The following is a 22,282-nucleotide window of genomic DNA, read 5'->3' as shown; positions in this document are numbered from 1 at the left end:
ACGACGTGGAGCTAGCTCTGGCGCCGGAAACCCTGGCGCGATGGCAGTTCGGTATCACCACCGTCTACCACTTCCTGTTCGTCCCACTGACGATCTCTCTCGCTGCGCTCACCGCCGGCCTGCAGACCGCCTGGGTGCGGACGAACAACGAGAAGTACCTCAGAGCGACGAAATTCTGGGGAAAGCTCTTCCTGATCAACATCGCCATGGGTGTCGTCACCGGCATCGTCCAAGAGTTCCAGTTCGGTATGAACTGGTCCGACTACTCACGGTTCGTCGGCGACATCTTCGGTGCCCCGCTCGCGTTCGAGGCACTGATCGCCTTCTTCTTCGAGTCCACGTTCATCGGGCTGTGGATCTTCGGCTGGGACAAGCTGCCGAAGAAGATCCATCTCGCCTGCATCTGGATGGTCTCCATCGGGACCATCCTGTCCGCGTACTTCATCCTGGCGGCCAACTCCTGGATGCAGCACCCGGTCGGCTACCGGATCAACAAGGAGCGCGGCCGGGCCGAGCTCACCGACTTCTGGCATGTGCTCACCCAGAACACCGCGCTCGCCCAGTTCTTCCACACCATCACCGCTGCCTTCCTGGTCGGAGGCGCGTTCATGGTCGGTATCGCCGCGTTCCATCTGGCGCGCAAGAAGCACATCCCGGTGATGCGGACCTCGCTGCGGCTCGGACTGGTCACCGTGGTGATCGCCGGACTTCTCACCGCCATCAGCGGTGACCAGCTCGGCAAGGTCATGTTCAAGCAGCAGCCGATGAAGATGGCCGCCGCCGAGGCGCTCTGGGAGGGGCAGGACTCGGCACCCTTCTCGATCTTCGCGGTCGGCGATGTGGCCAAGGGCCACAACACCGTGGAGATCTCAATCCCGGGGATACTGTCCTTCCTCGCGGACGACAGCTTCACTTCGTACGTCCCTGGCATCAATGACATCAACAAGGCCGAGCAGGAGAAGTTCGGTCCCGGTGACTACCGGCCCAACATCCCGGTCGCGTTCTGGAGCTTCCGCTGGATGATCGGCTTCGGAATGGCGTCCTTCGCCCTCGGCATCCTCGGACTGTGGCTGACGCGAAGGAAGTTCATGCTGCCGCCGGGAATGAGGACCGGTGAGGACGAAGTGCCCCACCTCGTCCTCTTCAAGAACAAGGCACTCAGCCCGAAGCTCGCCAAGTGCTACTGGATCGTCGCGCTCTGGACGCTGCTCTTCCCGTTGATCGCCAACTCCTGGGGCTGGATCTTCACCGAGATGGGCCGCCAGCCCTGGGTCGTCTACGGCGTGCTCCAGACCCGCGACGCGGTCTCCCCCGGCACCTCGCAGGGCGAGGTACTCACCTCGATGATCGGCTTCACCCTGCTCTACGCCGCGCTCGCGGTGATCGAGGTCAAGCTGCTCGTGAAGTACATCAAGGCCGGACCGCCGGAGCTCACGGAGGCCGACCTCAACCCGCCCACCAAGATCGGCGGCGACGACCATGACGACGCCGACCGGCCGATGGCCTTCTCCTACTGAGAGCAGAGGAGCTGAGAGATGGAACTCCACGACGTCTGGTTCGTGCTCATCGCCGTCCTCTGGACCGGCTACTTCTTCCTGGAGGGATTCGACTTCGGGATCGGTGTCCTCACCAAGCTGCTGGCCCGCGACCGCAAGGAGCGGCGGGTTCTGATCAATACGATCGGGCCCGTCTGGGACGGCAATGAAGTGTGGCTGCTCACCGCGGGCGGTGCGACCTTCGCCGCCTTCCCCGAGTGGTACGCCACCCTGTTCTCCGGCTTCTACCTGCCGCTGCTGATCATCCTGGTCTGCCTGATCGTGCGAGGTGTCGCCTTCGAGTACCGGTCGAAGCGTCCCGAGGAGAAGTGGCAGACCAACTGGGAACACGCGATCTTCTGGACCTCGCTGATCCCGGCCCTGCTCTGGGGCGTGGCCTTCGGGAACATCGTGCGCGGCGTGAAGATCGACGCCGACATGGAGTACGTGGGCACCTTCTGGGACCTGCTCAACCCGTACGCCATCCTCGGCGGACTGGTCACGCTCACCCTCTTCACCTTCCATGGTGCCGTGTTCGCGGGACTCAAGACCGTCGGGGACATCCGGGGGCGGGCGCGCAAGCTGGCGCTGAAGCTCGGGCCGGTCACCGCGGTGCTCGCACTCGGCTTCCTGATCTGGACCCAGATCGACAACGGCGACGGCTGGAGCCTGCTGGCGATGATCACCACCGTGGTGGCACTGGTCGGCGCGATCGGTGCGATCGCGGCGGGACGCGAGGGCTGGTCGTTCGCGCTCTCCGGCGTGACCATCGTGGCCGCGGTCGCGATGCTCTTCCTGACGCTCTTCCCGAACGTCATGCCGTCCTCGCTGAACGACGCCTGGAGCCTCACGGTCACCAACGCCTCGTCCACCCCGTACACGCTGAAGATCATGACCTGGTGCGCGGGGATCGCCACCCCGGTCGTCCTGCTCTACCAGGGCTGGACGTACTGGGTGTTCCGTAAGCGCATCGGTACGCAGCACATCGCCGAAGCGCACTGAACGCACCTGGGGCCTGCCCGACCCTGATCCGCCGGACAGGCCCAGGTCCGCCGACCGAGCTCACTGGGGGCTGTTTCACGTGAAACCGATCGACCCGCGCCTGCTCCGCTACGCCCGCGCCACCCGCCTCTTCCTGGCAGCCGTGGTGGCACTCGGAGTTGTCGGGGCGGCGCTGGTCATCGCCCAGGCCATGCTCATCGCCGAAGTGGTGGTGGGCGGGTTCGAGGACGGACTGGCCGTCTCCGGTCTGCGGACTCCGCTGATCATGCTCGCGGCCGTCGCGCTCGGCCGGGGGCTGGTCTCGTGGCTGACCGAACTGGCCGCATACCGGGCCAGCGCGGCAGTCAAGTCCGAACTCCGCAGCCGGCTGCTGGAGCGGGCCGCGGCGCTCGGGCCCGGCTGGCTGAGCGGGCAGCGCACCGGCTCCCTGGTGGCGCTTGCCACCCGTGGGGTCGACGCCCTCGACGACTACTTCGCGCGTTATCTGCCGCAGCTCGGACTCGCGGTGGTTGTCCCGGTGGCGGTCCTTGCCAGGATCGTCACCGAGGACTGGGTCTCGGCAGCGATCATCGTGGTCACGCTGCCGCTCATCCCGCTCTTCATGATCCTGATCGGCTGGGCCACCCAGTCGCGGATGGACCGCCAGTGGCGGCTGTTGTCCCGGCTCTCCGGGCACTTCCTCGACGTGGTCGCCGGACTGCCGACGCTGAAGGTCTTCGGCCGGGCCAAGGCCCAGGCCGAATCCATCCGCACCATCACCTCGCAGTACCGGCGGGCCACGCTGCGGACGCTGCGGATCGCGTTCCTGTCGTCCTTTGCCCTGGAGCTGCTGGCGACCCTGTCGGTGGCCCTCGTCGCCGTCACCATCGGTATGAGGCTCGTGCACGGCGAACTCGACCTCTACACCGGCCTGGTGGTGCTGATCCTGGCGCCCGAGGCCTATCTGCCGATCCGCCAGGTCGGCGCGCAGTACCACGCGGCCGCTGAGGGGCTCTCGGCCGCGGAGGAGATCTTCTCGGTCCTGGAGACCGAGCCCCGGCCGGGCGGTACGGAGCACACCCCGGAGTCGCTGCGGCTGGAGCTTGAGGGGGTGACCGTACGGCATGAAGGCCGTACCGAAGCTTCGCTGGACGGGGCCTCGTTGGTGGTGGACGAGGGGGAGACCGTTGCCCTGGTCGGCCCGAGCGGCGTCGGGAAATCCACCTTGCTCGATGTGGTGCTGGGATTCACGGCACCCGACGAGGGGCGGGTGCGGATCGGTGGCGTCGATCTGGCGGCGCTGGCACCCGAGCACTGGCGGGAACGGATCGCCTGGGTGCCGCAGCGCCCGTATCTTTTCGCAGGCACGATCGCGGAGAACGTACGGCTGGCCCGGCCGGACGCGGACGACGGCGCCGTGACTGCGGCGCTGCGGGACGCGGGGGCGTACGACTTCGTGGCGGAACTGCCGGACGGCGCGCAGACGCTCCTCGGCGAGGACGGTGCGGGCCTCTCCGCCGGCCAGCGCCAGCGCCTCGCGCTCGCGCGGGCCTTCCTCGCCGACCGGCCGCTGCTGCTGCTCGACGAGCCGACCGCGAGCCTGGACGGCGAGACGGAAGCGGGCATCGTCGAGGCGGTACGAAGGCTGGCGGCGGGGCGGACCGTGCTGCTGGTCGTGCACCGCCCGGCCCTGCTCTCGGTGGCCGACCGGGTGGTGACACTGGAACCGGGCGTGACACTTCGGCCGGAGAAGCCCGAGGTGTCCGCCGCCGTACCACGGCCGGCGAGTGCACCCGCCGGCGAGAGTGACGCTGTGCCGGAGCCCGGGGTGCTGCGGGACACCGCGGCCCGCCCGGGGCAGGTCCTGGCCCGGGTCAGGGAGGCCGCAGGGGCACAGCGCGGACAGCTGGCACTCGCGCTGCTGCTGGGAAGCCTCGCCCTGGGCTCGGCCGTCGGGCTCATGGCCGTCTCCGGCTGGCTGATCTCCCGCGCCTCCGAGCAGCCCCCGGTGCTCTATCTGATGGTCGCCGTGACCGCGACCCGCGCCTTCGGCCTCGGACGAGCCGTCTTCCGCTACGCCGAGCGCCTGGTGTCGCACGACGCCGTGCTCAAGATGCTCGCCGAACTGCGCGTCGCGGTCTACCGAGGGCTGGAGCGCATCGCGCCGGCCGGTCTGCGCCGCACCCGGCGCGGGGACCTGCTCTCCCGGCTCGTCGCCGATGTCGACGCCTTGCAGGACTACTGGCTGCGCTGGCTGCTGCCCGCCGGGACCGCCGTGGTCGTGGGGGCGGCGACCGCCGGATTCATCGGCTGGCTGCTGCCTGCGGCAGGCGTCGTGCTGGCCGCCGGACTGCTGCTGGCCGGAGTGGGAGTGCCGCTGGTGAGCGGCGCCTGCTCTCGCCACGCGGAACGCCAACTGGCCCCCGCACGTGCCGATCTGGCCACCCGGATCACGGACCTGCTCGGCGGGACCGCCGAACTGACCGTCGCGGGTGCCCTGCCCGCCCGCTCGGAGCGGACCCGGGCGGCCGACGGCGTCCTGACCCGCATCGCCGCCCGCGCGGCCACCGCCACCGCGCTCGGCGGCGGTCTCATCGCTCTGATCAGCGGCCTCACCGTCGTCGCCACCGCCCTCGTCTCCCTCCCCGCCGTGTACGACGGGCGGCTCGCGGGCGTGGAACTCGCGGTGGTGGTACTCACGCCGCTGGCCGCCTTCGAGGCCGTGACCGGTCTGCCGCTCGCCGTGCAGTACCGGCAGCGGGTCAAGCGGAGTGCGGAGCGGGTGTACGAGGTGCTGGACGCCCCACTGCCCGTGCATGAACCCGGCAGCCCGGCCGAGACACCCGGATCGCCCTTCCCGCTGGAGGTGCGGGGACTGTCGGCCCGGTACGCGGGAGCGGGGCGGGACGCCCTGGACTCCGTCGACCTGAGGCTGACGGCCGGCCGGCGCATCGCCGTCGTCGGGCCCTCCGGCTCCGGGAAGACGACCCTCGCGCAGGTCCTGCTCCGTTTCCTGGACGCACGGGCGGGGACCTACCGGATCGGCGGTGTCGACGCCTCCGCACTGGAGGGGGACACGGTCCGGCAGTTCGTCGGGCTGTGTGCCCAGGACGCCCATATCTTCGACAGTTCCATCCGGGAGAACCTGCGGCTGGCCCGTACCGGTGCGACGGACGAGGAACTGCGGGCCGCTCTCGACCGGGCACGGCTGCTCGACTGGGCCGAGGCGCTGCCCGACGGGCTCGACACCCTTGTCGGCGAACACGGCGCACGCCTCTCCGGCGGCCAGCGTCAGCGCCTCGCGCTGGCCCGGGCGATCCTCGCCGACTTTCCCGTACTCGTTCTGGACGAGCCCGCGGAACATCTCGACCTGGCGACCGCGGACGCCCTGACCGCGGACCTGCTGGCCGCCACCCGGGGGCGTACGACGGTTTTGATCACCCACCGCCTCCAAGGGCTCGAAGCCGTCGACGAGGTGGTGGTGCTGGATGCCGGCCGGGTCGTGCAGCGGGGACCGTACGCCGGTCTCGCCGCTGAGGAGGGGCCGCTGCGCCGGATGTTGGAGCGCGAGCGGGAGACCGTACGGGTGCCCGAGGACGCCGTGGGCGTACGGGCATGAGCCGGGCGGCACGATAGCCGACTTTCCTCCCCAATAGGGACTAACTACTCTCGGGGTATGCCAGAGCAGGACCCGAAGGACTCACTCGAAGCCGCGACGCAGGCGACACGCAGCCTGCAGGGCCTGTCCACCGAACTCACCGCCCGTGTACCGCAGCTGCTGGAAGCCATGCGTTCGGTCGGCACGGGCCTCGAACTGCACTCCACCCTCGACCGGATCTGTGAGACGGCGGCGGAACTCGCCCACTCCCGCTACGCCGCCATCGGCGTCGTCGACGAGGAGGGTGCGGGACTCTCAGATTTCGTCACGTACGGAGTTTCGGACGAGGTGGCGCACGAGATCGGCCGTCGCCCGGACGGGCACCGGGGGCTGCTCGGTGCACTGATCCACGACCCGGTACCGGTGAAGCTCGCCGATCTGACGGCCGATCCGAGGTTCGCCGGATTCCCGCCCGGCCATCCCCCGATGCGGAGCTTTCTCGGCGTCCCGATCCGGGTACAGGGAGAGATCTTCGGAAATCTCTATCTGGCCGAGAAGGACGACGGGGGCGAGTTCAACGACTACGACCTGCACATGGTGCGGGTGCTCGCCACGGAGGCCGGGATCGCCATCGGCAACGCCCGGCTGTACGAGGCGGCACGCCAGCGCGAGCGGTGGATCGACGGCTCGGTGGCCGTGACCACCGCCTTGCTGTCCGGCGGTGACGCCGACGACGCGCTCTCCGTCGTCGCCGAACAGGCCCGCCATCTTGCCGCGTCCGCCGCCGGGATCGTGCTGCTGCCGGCCGAGGAGGGCGGTCTGGAGATCGTCGCCGTCTCCGCGGACAACCCTTCAGGCCAGCTGGGGGTGATCATCGGGCCGGAGAGCCCGGTGGTTACGAAGCTGCTGGACGGCGAGGGGGTCTTCGTGGACGACTCGGCCACCGATCCCCGTATGGTCACCACGCTGGCCCACCGGTTCGGCCCCAGCATGCTGCTGCCCCTGCACAGCGGTGGCCGGGTGCTGGGCGCGCTCGCCACCCCCCGCGCCCGCGGCGAAAGGCCATTCACGGAGACGGAACGCACCCTTGCCACCCAGTTCGCCTCGCAGGCCGCACTCGCGCTGATGATGGCCGAGGCGCAGCGGGACCGGGAGCGGCTCGCGGTGTACGAGGACCGCGACCGGATCGCCCGCGATCTGCACGACCTGGTCATCCAGCGGCTGTTCGCCACCGGGATGATGTTGGAGAGCGCCCAGCGCCGGTCGGTCGTGCCCGAGGTGCAGACGGGTGTCGGCCGGGCGGTCGACGAACTGGACGTGACCATCCAGGAGATCCGTACCGCGATCTTCGCACTGCAGCAGGAGCCGGCCGAGGCGCCGTCCGGGCTGCGCACCCGCGTCCTGCGTGAGATCAACATGGCGGCGGTCCCGCTGGGCTTCAAGCCCTCGCACCGCTTCCTCGGCCCGGTCGACTCGCTGGTCGGCGAGCTGACCGGCAAGAACCTGATCGCTGCGCTGCGGGAGGCGCTGTCCAATGCCTTCCGGCATGCCGAGGCGTCGTTGATCGACGTGGTCGTCGATGCAACCGCCACGCTGCCCGACGGGAGGGACGCGGTGCGGCTGTCGGTCGCCGACGACGGAGTGGGCATCCCGGAGGGAGGTCGGCGCAGCGGGCTGCGGAATCTGGCGCGCCGGGCGGAATCCCTCGGCGGTGCGAGCTGGTTCGGGCCCGGCATCGGGGAGGACGGGGGCGGCACGACGGTGGTGTGGGAGGCGCCGATCTGAGGGCGGTCGGGCGCTCAGGGGATCCGGCCGGCGGGGACGCTGCCGGGCGCGGGCCTCAGCGTGCCGCGCCGGCCGTCCGGCGCTCGGTGAGGATCCGCTCGATGACTACCGCGACGCCGTCGTCGCCGTTGGTGGCGGTCCGGCCGGAGGCGGCGGCGATTGCGGCGGGGTGGGCGTTGCCCATCGCGTACGACGTGCCGGCCCAGCGCAGCATCTCCACGTCGTTGGGCATGTCGCCGAAGGCGACGACCTCGGCGGGCGAGATGCCGCGCTCGGCGCAGCAGAGCGCCAGGGTGCTGGCTTTGGAGACTCCGGGGCCGCTGACTTCCAGCAGGGCCGTGGGGCTGGACCGGGTGAAGGAGGCTCGGTGGCCGGCTGCCGTACGGGCCAGGGCGAGGAAGTCGTCCGGGGCCAGTTCGGCGTGGTGGGCGAGGAGCTTCAGCACGGGGGCGCCGGTACCGGGTGTCTCCTCGTGGAGCAGCTTCTCGGCGATGGCGACGGTGGCACCCGGGTCCAGGTTGAAGGGCGGGTAGGCCGGTTCGTAGTGGATGCCGGTGGTCAGTTCGACGGCGAAGGAGGCGCCGGGGGCGGCGGCGCGCAGTGTGTGCACGACGTCGAGGGCGATGCCGCGCTCCAGCGGACGGACCTTGACCAACTTGCCGTCCGCATGCAGATCCGCGACCGCGGCACCGTTCGCGCAGATCGCCAGGCCGTGTCCGTGGACGTGATCGCTGACGACATCCATCCAGCGGGCCGGGCGTCCAGTGACGAAGAAGACCTCGATACCGGCCTCCTCGGCGGCGGCGAGCGCGGCGACCGTACGGTCCGAGACGGTCTTGTCGTCGCGCAGCAGGGTGCCGTCCAGGTCGGTGGCGATCAGCCGGGGAGCGGCAGGAGAGGGCGATTCGGTAGCTGAGGTCACCCGCCCATTCTCGCGTACGAAGGCGCACGGGCGTGCAGAGGGGCGCACATATGAGGATGCGCGCCCCTGACCAGGGGAACATGCCTGGTGCATATGCCAGTGGTTCTCGAGCGGTAGTGCCGGGCCGATCGGCGCTTGTGGCCGTCCGGTCGGCGGTCGAGCCGGATCCGTCAGTAGCCGAGCTGGGCCTGTCAGCGTCCGAGCTGGGCAAGGCCCTCGGTGGCGATACGCTCGAAGACCTTCTCGTCCGCCGCGAAGTCGGAGTCCGGGATCGGCGAGTGAATGACGATCTCCGTGAAGCCCAGTGCGAAGTGTGTGCCCGCGAAATCCACGAAGGCGTCGAAGGACTGCAGTGGGCGGTCCGGCGTGAAACCGGTGAGAAGGATCTTGTCCAGCTCGCCGACATCCCGGCCGATGGACTCGCAGGCCGTGCCCAGCTTGGTGAGCTGCCCGCGGATGGCCTCAACGGACTGCTCCGGGGTCCCCGCTTCGTACAGCTTCGGGTCGCCCGTGGTGACCCAGGCCTGGCCGTACTGCGCGGCGAGCTTCATCCCGCGCGGCCCGGTGGCGGCCACTGCGAACGGAAGCCGGGGCCGCTGCACACAGCCGGGGATGTTCCGGGCCTCGTTCGCCGCGTAGAACCGGCCTTCGTGCGTCACCGAGGGCTCGCGCAGCAGCTGGTCGAGCAGTGGTACGAACTCATCGAAGTGGTCGGCCCGTTCGCGCGGGGTCCACGGCTCCTCGTCGCTCCGGCGCAGCGTCGTGGCATCGAAGCCGTTGCCGCCCGCGCCGATGCCGAGGGTGACGCGTCCGTCGGAGACGTCGTCCAGCGTGATGAGGTCCTTGGCGAGCGTGACGGGGTGCCGGAAGTTGGGGGAGGTGACGAGGGTGCCCAGGCGCAGCCGCTGGGTGGCGGCGGCCGCGGCGGTGAGGGTCGGTACCGCGCCGAACCACGGCCCGTCGCGGAAGGTCCGCCAGGCCAGATGGTCGTAGGTGTAGGCGGCGTGGAACCCCAGCTCTTCGGCGTGCTGCCAGACCTTTTGGCCCTCGCTCCAGCGGTGGATGGGCAGAATCACAGTGCTCAGACGCATGACTACGACCTTACGGGTCCGAAAACCGGTGGGCGTCTTTGTGGAAGCGCACTGGTCCTCGGTGGGACCGGTCGTGGGATCAGCCGCCGGGATCAGTCGCGGAAACGCAGGAATGCGGGCGGTACGGCAGCGGTGAGCCAGACTCCGTTGGCGCTGACATAGAAGGTGTGGCCCGCGCGGTGCATCGCGGCCGCGTCCACCGACAGGACGACGGGGCGGCCGCGCCGGGCGCCGACCCTGGTCGCCGTCTCGCGGTCGGGCGAGAGATGGACGTGTGTGCGGGCCATGGGGCGCAGACCCTCGCTGCGGATCGCGTCCAGCACGCGGCCCACCGTGCCGTGGTAGAGGTACATGGGCGGCTCGGCCGGCGGGAGAGCGAGATCGACCGGGACGGTGTGGCCCTGGCTCGCACGAATGCGGCCGTCCTCGACGGCGAAGCGCTGCTTGTCGTTGGCGGCGACGACGTGGTCGAGTTCGGCCGGGGTGATGGGGAAGTTGTTGCGGGCCGTGGCGCGCAGCAGTTCGTCGATCGTCACCCAGCCGTTGGCGTCGAGCGTGATTCCGATCCGCTCCGGCTGGTGGCGCAGGTGTTTCGAAAGGTATTTGGACACCTTGATGGTGCGTCTGTCGTCCATCCCGTCAGGGTGCCCGCGGCGGTCGCTCACGCGCATCCGGATTTCACCCCGATTCACTACAGCAATTTTATTCGCTGTAGCAATTTTTGTCTACAGGTTTGATCCACAACCAACTTGAGTTATCCACAGGCTAATTGGCGATTCTGTGGACAAGTCATTGAATAATCAACCGCTTTGGGCAATGTGCGTTACTTCATTGGTGGATGAGACAAGTGCATCCAATGTCCTTGACTGCAACTCGCGTTCTGCCGCTGCCGCGACGAACGCGGACACGTTCTCCGGACCAACCAGTCGTTCTACGGAGCGGATCGTCTCGGATGGCAGATCCACCTGGCGCGTCATGGGGGTCGAGGCCTCCGAGGTGAGCGGGGTGTCGGAGCCAAGATGGTGCTGCAGATGTCTGGTGGCGAACGTCCTCATTGCACGCGCCAGTTCGGCGTCCACCGTCTGCTGGGCGAGCGGACGCAGTCTGCGCACCATGGCGGCCGCTTCTGCCGCGTCGGAGTCCGTCGTCGGGCGATGACCGAGATAGCGCGCGAAGACGTGCTCCGTGGTGAACTCCAGGAAGCGCGAGGCGATCTGCTCGACCTGGCAGCGAAGTTCCCTCAGATGGGCCGAAATTGCGCTGAGCGGCACACCGGCTGCGTACAACTCGACGGCCACCGCCAGCTCTTGAGGGCTCGGAACCAGGAACTCGTCGTCCCGTCCCGGGATGCGTTCGAGTACGCCGAGCTCCACCGCCTCGGCGACCGCCTCGTCGTCCGGGCTGCCGCCGAACCTGGTGTTCAGCTCGGACCGGGTGATCCGGTCGGCCTGCTCGTCCGTCCAGGGGCCGTGCACCTCGGCGACGAGCCCGAGCACCCCGCCCAGACCACGGCCCGTGTCCCACGCCTCCAGGAGTTCCTTGATGCTGGCCAGGGTGTATCCGCGATCCAGCAGATCGGCGATCTGCCCGAGCCGGGCGAGGTGGGTGTCCCGGTACACATTGGCCCGGCCGCGCCGTTCGGGCGTCGGCAGCAGGCCGCGGTCCTGGTAGGCGCGGATCGTACGGACCGTGGCGCCGCTCGCATGCGCCAGGTCCTCGATCCGGTACTCGGTGGCGGACCGGCCGACCACCGCGGACGACTGCCCGGGTCCACTCACAGCGGCGGCTTCAGCCGGGCGATCCCGCGCAGCGCACCGGGACTGAACCGGGACAGCAACCGGGCGCCGCGGGCCTCCGGTGTCACCGGCACGACGGCCTGGTTGCGCACCACTGCCTTGAGAATCGCGTCGGCGACCCTCTCCGGCGGATAGTTGCGCAGCCCGTACAGCCGGCTGGTCCGCTTCTGCAGACGCTTCTCCTCCGCGGCGTCGGCACCCGCAAAGTGCGTCGTAGCGGTGATGTTCGTGTTGACGATGCCAGGACAGATCGCGCTGACCCCGATCGACCGGTCGGCGAGCTCGGCCCGCAGACACTCGCTGAGCATCAGCACGGCCGCCTTGGAAGTGCTGTACGCGGGCAGCGCCCGGGAAGGCTGATAGGCGGCGGCGGAAGCCGTGTTGACAATATGGCCACCCTGGCCGCGTTCGGCCATCTGCTTGCCGAAGATCCGGCAGCCATGGATGACACCCCACAGATTGACGTCGAGGACATTCTTCCAGTCCTCGCTCGTGGTCTCCAGGAAGGAGCCGGACAGGCCGATCCCTGCGTTGTTGACCAGGACGTCGACGATGCCGTACTCGGTGGCGACCTTCTCGGCGAGTTTCTCCATCGCCTGTTCGTCACTGACGTCGACCGCTTCGCCCCAGGCTGCCGGGGAGCCGATCAGCCGGGCCATCTCCGCCGTCCTGGCCGCTCCCTCCGCGTCCCGGTCCACGGCCACCACCCGTGCGCCCGCCTCGGCGAAGGCGAAAGCGGTGGCACGACCGATGCCGCCTGCCGCGCCCGTCACAAGGACCAGCTGTCCGCCGAACCGGTCCGCGTACGCCCCGGTCGGCACGGTGTCCTGCACCGGCCGGTCGTCCTCCCGCGCCGCCTCGTTGGCTGCCACGAACTCACTGATCCAGGAGGCGAGCCGGTCCGGCCTGGTACGCGGCACCCAGTGCTTGCCCGGCAGGGAGCGGCGTACCAACTGGGGGACCCACATTTCCAGTTGGTCGTACAGGTTCTCCGACAGGAAGATGTCGCCGGTCGGCGTGATCAGCTGGACCGGTACATGCGCATAGGCGTCGGTACGGGGCCTGCGCAGCCGGGCCCGGACGTTGTCGCGGTAGAGCCAGGCGCCGTGCGCCGCATCGTTGGGCAGTGAGGGCGTCGGATAGTCACCCGCGGGCACCTTCTCCAGTCGCTGGAGAATCCACGGCCACTGCTTGCCGAGCGGGCCGCGCCAGGCAAGCTCGGGCAGGATCGGCGTATGCAGCATGTAGACGTACCAGGACTTGGCGCCTTGGCCGAGCAGCTGGCCGACCCGGCGCGGGGTGGGCCGGTTCATCCGCTGCTTGATCCAGTGCCCGAAATGGTCCAGGGAAGGCCCGGACATCGAGGTGAACGAGGCGATCCGGCCCTCGGTCCGCTTGACCGTGACGAACTCCCAGGACTGGACAGACCCCCAGTCATGCCCGACCAGATGCACCGGCCGGTCCGGGCTCACAGCGTCGGCGACGGCCAGGAAGTCATCGGTGAGCTTCTCCAGGGTGAAGCCGCCGCGCAGGGGGGCCGGCGCTGTGGAACGGCCGTGCCCGCGCACGTCGTACAGCACGACGTGCCACTGGTCGGCCAGTTGCCCGGCGATATCCGTCCAGACTTCCTTGCTGTCCGGGTAGCCGTGCACGAGGACGATCGTCGGCCGTCCCTCGTCGCCCAACTCGGCGACACAGAGATCGATTCCGCCCGTATGCACCCGGCGCTCGCGCGCTCCCGGCAGGCTCATGCCGCCACCCTCTCCTCGGCCCAGCGCCGCACATGCGGCAGATCGTCGTCCAGCCAGAAGGCGCTCTGTTCGGGGTCCTTGGAGTCGGTGACCACCAGGATCTCCTCGAACTTGGCGCCCGTACCCCGGAATCCGAGGTGGGGTTCGACCGCCCACAGCCCGGGCTGCGGCGGATGGTCGGAGAAGCGGTACGGACTCCACAGCGGCGACCAGCCGTCCCGGTGTCCGTGCAGCGCGTCGCTCATCAGGCCCTTGAGCGACTGGGTGCCGAAGCCGTACACACGAGGGGACCAGCGGTGCTCGGCGACGCGGTCGATCTTGTGGGCGATGACGCCGAAGGGGTAGGCGCGATGTCTGTTGACGTACCCCTGTTTGATCATCAGGCGTTCGACGTCCTCGTAGATCTCGCGCAGCGAACGCCGCTCCCGCACCTCGCGCAGAATCAGCTCACGGTGGACTTCCAGATCGGCCAGGAGCTTGTCGTGCAGGGGACTGAGCCCGAGACAGCCGGAGTAGCCGATGTCCGCTGTGAAGCCCTTGTACACCGGGGCCATGTCGAGGATGAACGCCATCCCCGGCTCCAGCTTCCGGTTGGTCGGGAAGAACTGAAGGGGCACCTTGAAGCCGGCGAACGCCGTGCGGTCCCCGAACCAGGCGAAGGGGAGGTGGAACCAGTCCCGCACCCCGCGCTCGCGCAGCCAGTCGCGCTGCATGCGGGCGGCCTCGCGCTCGGTCACCCCCGGCGTGAGCCGGGCGGCGACCGCCTCGGCGCAGTCGTACGCGAGACGTTGTACTTCTCTGAACCCCCGCAGCTCCGGGGCCGGTTCGTCCTTCACTGCCGAAGTCATGCCACCGTCCGTTCCCTGCCGTGTGCGGTACGTGCCCGTAACGTGACACTGATGAATGTGACAATGTCCGGCGACTACGTCAAGAGGTATGCGGAGACCTGTGGACAACCCGGGTCGGCCCTTCCCCCGACCTCCGGGCTCCTCCCCCGTGGTGGCCCCCTACGGGTCCGTACGTCTGGAGTCTGATGCGGATCCAGCCGCCAGGGCTGACGACCGGTGTGGTCCGCGCCACTACCTTTGAAGACGTGACTGTGATCGCGACCGAAAGCCTGAGCAAGCGGTTCCCCCGGGTGACCGCGCTTGACCGGCTCTCCTTGGACATCGGACCCGGTGTGACCGGCCTGGTGGGTTCCAATGGGGCCGGCAAGTCCACATTGATCAAGATCCTGCTGGGTCTGTCCCCCGCCACCGAAGGCCGGGCCGCGGTGCTCGGACTCGACGTCGCCACCAATGGCGCCGCCATCCGGGAACGGGTCGGCTACATGCCCGAGCACGACTGCCTCCCGCCGGACGTCTCGGCCACCGAGTTCGTCGTCCACATGGCGCGGATGTCCGGACTGCCGCCGACGGCAGCGCGCGAGCGCACCGCCGACACACTGCGCCACGTCGGTCTGTACGAGGAGCGCTACCGCCCCATCGGCGGCTACTCGACCGGCATGAAGCAGCGCGTGAAACTGGCCCAGGCACTGGTCCACGACCCGCAGCTGGTCCTCCTCGACGAGCCGACGAACGGCCTCGACCCGGTCGGCCGTGACGAGATGCTCGGGCTGATCCGCCGCGTACACACGGACTTCGGCATCTCGGTCCTGGTCACCTCGCACCTCCTGGGCGAGCTGGAACGCACCTGCGACCATGTCGTCGTCATCGATGGCGGCACACTTCTGCGCTCCAGTTCCACCAGCGACTTCACGCAGACCACCACGACCCTCGCGGTCGAGGTCACCGACAGCGACACCCACCCGGACGGCACCGACGCGCTGCGTCAGGTCCTCACCCGGGCCGGCGTCAACCTCGTGGGCCACGACGGTCTCGACGGGCAGGGGCTGCCCGGTGCGGGCCACATCCTGCTGGTCGAGGCGACCGGCGAGGAGACGTACGACATCGTGCGCGACAGCGTCGCCGGGCTCGGGCTCGGTCTCGTACGGATGGAGCAGCGGCGCCACCACATCGCCGAGGTCTTCCGTACCGAAGAGGCACCGCACGCCGCAGCCGTCACGCAGACCGTGTCCGCGGTTGTCGGGGCCGTACAGCAGAAGGGGAGCGGTCGTGATGAGCACTGAGACCGGAGCCGTGAGCGGGAGCGAGACCTCCCGGATCCACAACATCGGGTACCGCTCCTACGACGGCACGCGGCTGGGACGCAGCTATGCGCGGCGCTCGCTCTACTCGCAGTCCCTGCGGGGTTCCTTCGGACTGGGGCGTTCCGCGAAGTCCAAGGTGCTGCCGATGCTGCTGTTCGGTGTGATGTGCATGGTCGCGGCGATCATCGTCGCGGTCGCCATCGCCGCCCCGGGGGCCACGGCTCTGCCGATCAAGTACACGGCGTTCGCGATCTATCTGCAGGCCGTCATCGGACTCTTCCTCGCCGCGCAGGCACCGCAGTCCGTCTCCCGTGACCTGCGCTTCAAGAGCGTGCCGCTGTACTTCTCGCGGCCGATCGAGCGGGTCGACTATGTCGTCGCGAAGCTGACGGCCATGGCGTCCGCGCTCTTCATCCTCACCGGGGCGCCGCTCGTCATCCTCTATGTGGGCGCACTGCTGGGGAAGTTCGACTTCGCCGAGCAGACCAAGGGGTTCGGGCAGGGGCTGGTTTCGGTGGCGCTGCTGTCCGTGCTCTTCGCCGGACTGGGCCTGGTGATGGCCGCGCTGACACCGCGCCGCGGTTTCGGTGTCGCCGCGGTGATCGCCGTACTGACCATCTCCTACGGCGCGGTCTCCACGGTCCAGGCCATTGCCTGGCAGACGGGTTCAGCGGGGGCCATCGAGTGGCTGGGGCTCTTCTCCCCCATCACGCTGATCGGCGGTGTGCAGACCGCGTTCCTCGGGGCCAATTCGGCCTTCCCCGGAGCGGAAGGTCCGGGGGCTGGGGCCGGCGTGGTCTATCTGTTCGTTGTTCTCGCGCTCGTCGCCGGCTCGTACGCCGTACTGATGCGCCGCTACCGGAGGGTCGGGCTGTGACCACCATCGAGATCGACCACACCTCGCGCTGGTTCGGCAATGTGGTCGCCGTCAACGACGTGAGCATGACGGTGGGCCCGGGCGTCACCGGGTTGCTCGGCCCCAACGGCGCGGGAAAGTCCACGCTGATCAATATGATGGCCGGTTTCCTCGCCCCGTCGACCGGCACGGTCACGCTCGACGGCCGGCCGATCTGGCGCAATGAAGCGGTGTACAAGGAGATCGGGATCGTGCCGGAACGGGAAGGGATGTACGACTTCCTGACCGGTCGCGAATTCGTCGTCGCCAATGCGGAACTGCAGGGACTCGGCGATGCGGCGGCGCAGAAGGCGCTGGCCACGGTCGAGATGGAGTACGCGCAGGACCGCAAGATCTCGACGTACAGCAAGGGCATGCGCCAGCGCGTGAAGATGGCGTCCGCCCTGGTCCACGAACCGTCGGTGCTGCTGCTCGACGAGCCGTTCAACGGGATGGACCCGCGCCAGCGGATGCAGCTGATGGCGCTGCTGCGGCGGATGGGGGCGGAGGGCCGTACCGTGCTCTTCTCCTCCCACATCCTGGAAGAGGTCGAACAACTCGCCTCGCACATCGAGGTGATCGTGGCGGGACGGCACGCGGCATCCGGTGACTTCCGGAAGATCCGCCGGCTGATGACGGACCGTCCGCACCGCTATCTCGTACGTTCCAGCGACGACCGCGCCCTCGCTGCCGCGCTCATCGCCGACCCGTCGACCGCCGGTATCGAGGTGGACCTGGGCGAACAGGCCCTGCGTATCCAGGCGGTCGACTTCGGACGCTTCACCGAGTTGCTGCCGAAGGTCGCACGTGACCACGGAATTCGCCTTCTGACCGTTTCGCCGTCCGATGAGTCCCTCGAATCGGTCTTTTCCTATCTCGTAGCGGCCTGAGTAGTGGCCTGAAAGGAGCTGTGAAGCGTCATGTACGACCCCACAGTCGCCCGGCTCACCTACCGGGCCCTGCTCGGCCGGCGCCGGGCCGCCATCCTCTTCGTCCTGCCGGCGCTGCTGGTGATCATCGCCGTGGCGGTGCGGGCTTTCGCCGGAGCCGATGACCAGGTCGCCTCGGATGTGCTGGGCGGCTTCGCCATCGCCACGATGGTGCCGCTCATCGGCGTGATCGCCGGAACCGGAGCCATCGGTCCAGAGATCGACGACGGATCGATCGTCTATCTGCTGGCCAAGCCGGTGAAGCGGCCGACGATCATCTTCACCAAGCTGATCGTGGCCATCGCCGTCACGATGGTCTTCTCCGCACTGCCCACGCTGATCGCCGGGCTGATCCTCAACGGGAACGGCCAGCAGATCGCGGTGGCTTACACCATCGCGGCGCTGGTCGCCTCGATCGCGTACAGCTCGCTGTTCCTGCTGCTGGGCACCGTCAGCCGGCACGCGGTCGTCTTCGGCCTCGTCTACGCGCTGGTGTGGGAAGCCCTGTTCGGCACCCTGGTGCCGGGGGCGCGCACGCTCAGCGTTCAGCAGTGGTCCCTCGCGGTTGCCGAGAAGGTCGGCGGGTCCGGCGCGATCACCTCCGATGTCGGGCTGCCGGTCGCGACGGTCCTGCTGGTGGCGGTCACTGTGGTGGCGACCTGGTACGCAGGCCAGAAGCTGCGCACACTGAAGCTGGCCGGCGAGGAGTGATCGGGGGTTCCCCCCGGATACCTCTGCCGTGCTCCGTTTCTGATCACTTCGATCTTCGTCAACCCTCGCCTCCTGGGCGAGGGTTGACGCATTTCGGACAGTAGTACGCGTAACTGTACGGTTATCGGTTCGTTGTGCAGGGTGCGTGGAGGCAGTTGGAATCTGTGGCGTCGTAGCTTTCGTGAAATCAGGGATCGCCGATGCCGGTGAGGGAGTACCCGCCGGGTCGGTCATTGAGTGAGTGGCAACCGTGAGCGTCCTCCGCCCCTCAGGCCCGGGACAGGGCTGTCCATCGTCGGTTTCACGATCGGAAGGCATGTCCATGCCCACAGAAGTTGCTCTGCTCGAATCGCGTGCGCTGCGCGTCGAGCAGATGGGACGCGTCGACGTCCTCGACAAGGTCAAGAGTCTTGTCATGCTCCCGGACGGAATTCACCTTCGCGCAGAGGATGTGGCCCGTTACTTCGAAGTATCCACAACCGCGGTCAGGAGGCTCACGGACCGCCATCAGGACGAGCTCCTGGAAAACGGGATGCGAGTGCTGCGCGGCGCTGAGCTGCGCTCTTTCCATAGCGACATGCTGTCGCTATGGGCGGGTGAGGTGCCGGAAAGTTATCCACAGGCGGCGACTCAGCTCAGGGTCTACACCCGCAGGACCGTGCTCAATGTCGCGATGCTTCTTCGCGACAGCGACATCGCCCGATGCGTCCGTACGTATCTGCTCGATGCCGAGCAGGACCTGCGCGCGGGCTATGCCTCGCTCGAACACCGCGTCACCCGGGTCGAGAGCTGCCTCGCAGGAGTGGGCAGCGCGCTTCAGGAGCTCGGGCCCGTCCTCAACCGGATGTCGCACCGGCTCGACAGCCTCGACCGGAGGCTGGACGTCACACATCAGGTCGTCGGCGCCATGAGCGTGCGGCTGGGCCACCTGTCGGAGGACATCGTCCGTATCGACGGAAGGATGGACGATCTCGCCCGCCACCTGAAGGATCTGAGCCGCCGCAACAAGCGGCGCTGATCCGAAGGCCGTTCACGGCCTTTCGGCGATGCCCGGAAATTGGGTGGCAGCGAAAGGCCGTCCCGGTCACTGTAGTTGGTGCAGTACGCGCCGAAACCGGCGCAGCACGACCCGACGACAACAGCCGCACGCCGACATGTACGCCACAGGCCGGGAGAGGAGCGCGACGATGACCGAGAGTCCGAGTCCGTCGAGTTCCCAGCAGGGCGGGCCCGAGCCGGCACCGGAGTAGTCACCGACGACTCCGCCGTGCCGATCGGAGCAGGACGCCCGGGGCGGTTTCTGCGCATCGTGCGGCCGCCCTCCCGGAGGATTGGCCGAGTGGTAAGGCAGCGGCTTGCTAAGCCGTCGTCGGGGCAGTGAACCCCGCGCGCGTTCGATCCGCGCATCCTCCGCAGCAGCAGTGTCGGGTACCAGTACGAGTGGGGCGGCCGATCCAGCCGCCCGCGCCCGAACCTCTGCCCGTACCCGTACGACTAGAGCAGCCGCTCCAGCACCACAGCGATGCCGTCGTCCTCGTTGGACGCGGTGATCTCCTGGGCCACGGCCTTCAGATCCTCATGCGCATTGGCCATTGCCACACCCCGCTGTGCCCAGGCGAACATCGGGATGTCGTTCGGCATGTCACCGAAGGCCAGAGTGTCAGCGGCCTTCAGACCCAGCCGGCGCGCGGCAAGCGAGAGTCCGGTCGCCTTGCTCAGCCCCAGCGGCAGGATTTCCACCACACCAGGACCGGCCATGACCACGTCGACCAGGTTGCCGACGGCCGATCGCGCGGCCTTCGCCAGTGCGTCGTCGTCGAGATCGGGATGCTGGATGTAGACCTTGTTCAGGGGGGCCGACCACAACTCGGCCGGGTCCTCCGCGAAGACAGCCGGAAGCGGCCCTTCCTGTACGCGGTATCCGGGGCCGACCAGCACTTCGCCGTCGAGCCCGTCGCGGCTCGCCGCCAGTGCCAACGGGCCGACCTCGGCCTCGACCTTGGACAGCGCGAGACCGGCGAGCTGCCGGTCCAGCGTCAGTGAGGTCAGCAGCTTGCGCTCACCCGCGTGGTAGACCTGCGCGCCCTGGCCGCAGACCGCGAGCCCCTCGTAACCCAGGTCGTCCAGGATGTGCCGGGTCCACGGAACAGCGCGACCGGTGACGATGATGTGCGCGGCACCGGCCGCGGTGACCGCGGCCAGTGCCTCACGAGTGCGCTCGGAGACCGTGTCGTTGTTACGCAGCAGAGTGCCGTCGAGATCGGTCGCGACGAGCTTGTACGGAAAGGTCACTTGGCGACCGGCTCCAGAACCTCGCGCCCGCCCAGGTACGGCCGGAGCACCTCGGGCACCCGTACGGAGCCGTCGGCCAGCTGGTGGTTCTCCAGGATCGCCACGATCGTGCGCGGTACGGCGCACAGCGTGCCGTTCAGCGTCGCCAGCGGCTGGACCTTCTTACCGTCGCGCATCCGGACGGACAGACGGCGCGCCTGGAAACCGTCGCAGTTCGAAGCGGACGTCAGCTCGCGGTACTTGCCCTGCGTCGGGATCCACGCCTCGCAGTCGAACTTGCGGGAGGCCGAGGCCCCCAGATCGCCGGTGGCGACATCGATCACCTGGAAGGGCAGCTCAAGAGCGGTGAGCCACTGCTTCTCCCAGTCCAGGAGCCTGCGGTGCTCGGCCTCGGCGTCCGCCGGGTCGACGTACGAGAACATCTCGACCTTGTCGAACTGGTGGACACGGAAGATGCCCCGGGTGTCCTTGCCGTATGTACCGGCCTCGCGGCGGAAGCACGGTGAGAAGCCCGCGTACCGCAGCGGCAGCTTGTCGGCCTCGATGATCTCGTCCATGTGGTACGCGGCGAGCGGCACCTCGGAGGTGCCGACCAGGTAGAAGTCGTCCTTCTCCAGGTGGTACACGTTCTCCGCGGCCTGGCCGAGGAAGCCGGTGCCCTCCATGGCGCGCGGGCGGACCAGCGCAGGCGTCAGCATCGGGACGAAGCCGGCCTCGGTGGCCTGCGCGATCGCCGCGTTGACGAGGGCGAGCTCCAGCAGCGCGCCGACACCCGTCAGGTAGTAGAAGCGCGAACCGGAGACCTTGGCGCCACGCTCCATGTCGATGGCGCCGAGCTTCTCGCCGAGCTCCAGGTGGTCCTTGGGCTCGAAGCCCTCGGCCCCGAAGTCACGGATCGTGCCGTGTGTCTCCAGGACGACGAAGTCCTCCTCGCCACCGACCGGCACGTCCTCGTGGACGATGTTGCCGAGCTGAAGCATCAGACTCTTGGCCTCGGCGTCGGCCTCGTCCTGTGCCGCGTCGGCCGCCTTGACGTCGACCTTCAGCTGCTCGGCCTTCTTGAGGAGCTCGGCACGCTCCTCGGGCGAAGCCTTGGGGATGAGTTTGCCGAGCGATTTCTGCTCGGAGCGGAGTTCGTCGAAGCGGACGCCGGACGACCTGCGCCGCTCGTCGGCGGAGAGAAGGGCGTCGACGAGCGCGACGTCCTCTCCACGGGCGCGCTGGGAGGCGCGAACACGGTCGGGGTCCTCACGGAGCAGGCGAAGGTCAATCACCCCTCCAGGCTACCGGTGTGCGCTTCTCCAGCTCGAACCGATATTGCCAAGCGTGTCACTTTGCCCGAATTGCCTGAATTGGTAATGCTGGAGGGTATTACGTGACCGGGGTTGATCTCGATCGTCAATGAAAAGAGTTTATTCCCCTAAATGGGGCAGAAGGTGTCGACCGTCTTGACGGATTCGCCTTGCCTGGCAGGGGAGTTGGGCATCGCTTGTCCACAGGCGTTGGCGCTCTTCAAAGTTATCCACAGGCTGTGAGGAAGATCTGTGGACACTGGAAGAGATCATTCCGAAAGCCGCTTAGGGGCTCACGGATTCCCCGCTCAAACCCACTTCAGACGCTCGTTCGGGTGGGAATTCGCCGCCCAAAAGAGTTGATCAATGGAATTCAGGTGACACGGGGCAACCCGGGCGACCTGCCGGCCTGTGGATGTATCTGAGCCGACTGGGGGGATATGTCGACCATGTCGCATTGGAGTGTCGACTTGTCCCCAGGTCGAGAACCACCCCTGTGGATAACTCTGTGGATGAAGAAAAGCGCTGGATAGCACGGGCGGTTCAGGCGCACCG

At 68.2% G+C, this 22,282-nt stretch carries 17 protein-coding genes and 1 tRNA gene; 10 read left to right on the top strand and 8 right to left on the bottom strand.

All coding sequences use genetic code 11. From position 1 onward, the window contains the following. Positions 1-5 precede the first annotated feature (5 nt). From OG609_RS20265 to OG609_RS20250, 4 genes are all read left to right on the top strand, one after another. On the top strand, positions 6-1,517 hold the full coding sequence (locus OG609_RS20265) for a cytochrome ubiquinol oxidase subunit I (RefSeq protein WP_327274100.1): 1,512 nt from the start codon (positions 6-8) through the stop codon (positions 1,515-1,517). Between the two features lie 18 nt (positions 1,518-1,535). After that, the gene (gene cydB / locus OG609_RS20260) at positions 1,536-2,537 is read left to right on the top strand and encodes a cytochrome d ubiquinol oxidase subunit II (protein WP_327274099.1); all 1,002 of its coding nucleotides are present in this window, start codon (positions 1,536-1,538) and stop codon (positions 2,535-2,537) included. Positions 2,538-2,616: 79 nt separating this feature from the next. Continuing rightward, entirely contained in the window at positions 2,617-6,135 is a 3,519-nt protein-coding gene (cydD, locus tag OG609_RS20255) for a thiol reductant ABC exporter subunit CydD (RefSeq protein WP_327274098.1), read from the top strand. A 57-nt stretch (positions 6,136-6,192) separates the two neighbouring features. Next, positions 6,193-7,899, top strand: a complete 1,707-nt coding sequence (locus tag OG609_RS20250; protein WP_327274097.1) for a GAF domain-containing sensor histidine kinase — start codon at positions 6,193-6,195, stop codon at positions 7,897-7,899. Positions 7,900-7,954: 55 nt separating this feature from the next. Here the strand turns inward: OG609_RS20250 and OG609_RS20245 are convergent, their stop codons facing one another. From OG609_RS20245 to OG609_RS20220, 6 genes are all read right to left on the bottom strand, one after another. After that, the gene (locus tag OG609_RS20245; RefSeq protein ID WP_327274096.1) at positions 7,955-8,821 is read right to left on the bottom strand and encodes a Cof-type HAD-IIB family hydrolase; all 867 of its coding nucleotides are present in this window, start codon (positions 8,819-8,821) and stop codon (positions 7,955-7,957) included. Between the two features lie 191 nt (positions 8,822-9,012). Beyond that, positions 9,013-9,912: an LLM class flavin-dependent oxidoreductase gene (locus OG609_RS20240; protein ID WP_327274095.1), complete on the bottom strand. Its 900-nt coding sequence runs from the start codon at positions 9,910-9,912 to the stop codon at positions 9,013-9,015. A gap of 92 nt (positions 9,913-10,004) precedes the next feature. Next, positions 10,005-10,547, bottom strand: coding sequence for an RNA 2'-phosphotransferase (locus tag OG609_RS20235; RefSeq protein WP_327274094.1), 543 nt, complete (start codon positions 10,545-10,547; stop codon positions 10,005-10,007). Between the two features lie 165 nt (positions 10,548-10,712). Continuing rightward, positions 10,713-11,690 carry a MerR family transcriptional regulator gene (locus OG609_RS20230; RefSeq protein ID WP_442817984.1) on the bottom strand — a complete coding sequence of 326 codons (978 nt, stop codon included), beginning with the start codon at positions 11,688-11,690 and terminating at the stop codon, positions 10,713-10,715. Next, positions 11,687-13,459, bottom strand: coding sequence for an SDR family oxidoreductase (locus OG609_RS20225; protein ID WP_327274093.1), 1,773 nt, complete (start codon positions 13,457-13,459; stop codon positions 11,687-11,689). The genes OG609_RS20230 and OG609_RS20225 overlap by 4 nt, the downstream gene beginning before the upstream one ends. Continuing rightward, entirely contained in the window at positions 13,456-14,307 is an 852-nt protein-coding gene (locus tag OG609_RS20220; protein WP_327274092.1) for a M24 family metallopeptidase, read from the bottom strand. The genes OG609_RS20225 and OG609_RS20220 overlap by 4 nt, the downstream gene beginning before the upstream one ends. Before the next feature lie 290 nt (positions 14,308-14,597). Between OG609_RS20220 and OG609_RS20215 the strand changes: the two genes are divergently transcribed. The 6 genes from OG609_RS20215 (at position 14,598) to OG609_RS20190 (ending at position 19,556) form a co-directional block, all read left to right on the top strand. Further along, the gene (locus tag OG609_RS20215) at positions 14,598-15,587 is read left to right on the top strand and encodes an ABC transporter ATP-binding protein (protein ID WP_327278117.1); all 990 of its coding nucleotides are present in this window, start codon (positions 14,598-14,600) and stop codon (positions 15,585-15,587) included. Then, positions 15,577-16,485, top strand: coding sequence for an ABC transporter permease (locus tag OG609_RS20210; RefSeq protein ID WP_327274091.1), 909 nt, complete (start codon positions 15,577-15,579; stop codon positions 16,483-16,485). The genes OG609_RS20215 and OG609_RS20210 overlap by 11 nt, the downstream gene beginning before the upstream one ends. Beyond that, positions 16,482-17,393: an ABC transporter ATP-binding protein gene (locus tag OG609_RS20205; protein WP_327274090.1), complete on the top strand. Its 912-nt coding sequence runs from the start codon at positions 16,482-16,484 to the stop codon at positions 17,391-17,393. The genes OG609_RS20210 and OG609_RS20205 overlap by 4 nt, the downstream gene beginning before the upstream one ends. A 30-nt stretch (positions 17,394-17,423) precedes the next feature. Further along, positions 17,424-18,143 (top strand): ABC transporter permease, encoded by a 720-nt coding sequence (locus OG609_RS20200; protein ID WP_327274089.1) that lies wholly within the window; start codon positions 17,424-17,426, stop codon positions 18,141-18,143. A gap of 322 nt (positions 18,144-18,465) precedes the next feature. Next, the gene (locus OG609_RS20195; RefSeq protein ID WP_327274088.1) at positions 18,466-19,161 is read left to right on the top strand and encodes a hypothetical protein; all 696 of its coding nucleotides are present in this window, start codon (positions 18,466-18,468) and stop codon (positions 19,159-19,161) included. Between the two features lie 307 nt (positions 19,162-19,468). Then, a tRNA-Ser gene (locus OG609_RS20190) sits at positions 19,469-19,556 on the top strand. Positions 19,557-19,637: 81 nt separating this feature from the next. Here OG609_RS20190 and OG609_RS20185 read toward each other — a convergent pair. Together OG609_RS20185 and serS are read right to left on the bottom strand one after the other, a co-directional pair. After that, on the bottom strand, positions 19,638-20,435 hold the full coding sequence (locus tag OG609_RS20185) for an HAD family hydrolase (protein ID WP_327274087.1): 798 nt from the start codon (positions 20,433-20,435) through the stop codon (positions 19,638-19,640). After that, positions 20,432-21,709, bottom strand: a complete 1,278-nt coding sequence (serS, locus tag OG609_RS20180) for a serine--tRNA ligase (protein ID WP_327274086.1) — start codon at positions 21,707-21,709, stop codon at positions 20,432-20,434. Before serS ends, OG609_RS20185 begins: the two co-directional genes overlap by 4 nt. Positions 21,710-22,282: the final 573 nt, after the last annotated feature.

It is taken from the genome of Streptomyces sp. NBC_01224, from assembly GCF_036002945.1.
Taxonomy (GTDB): Bacteria; Actinomycetota; Actinomycetes; order Streptomycetales; family Streptomycetaceae; genus Streptomyces.
This window is presented reverse-complemented; position numbering and strand designations above follow the sequence as displayed.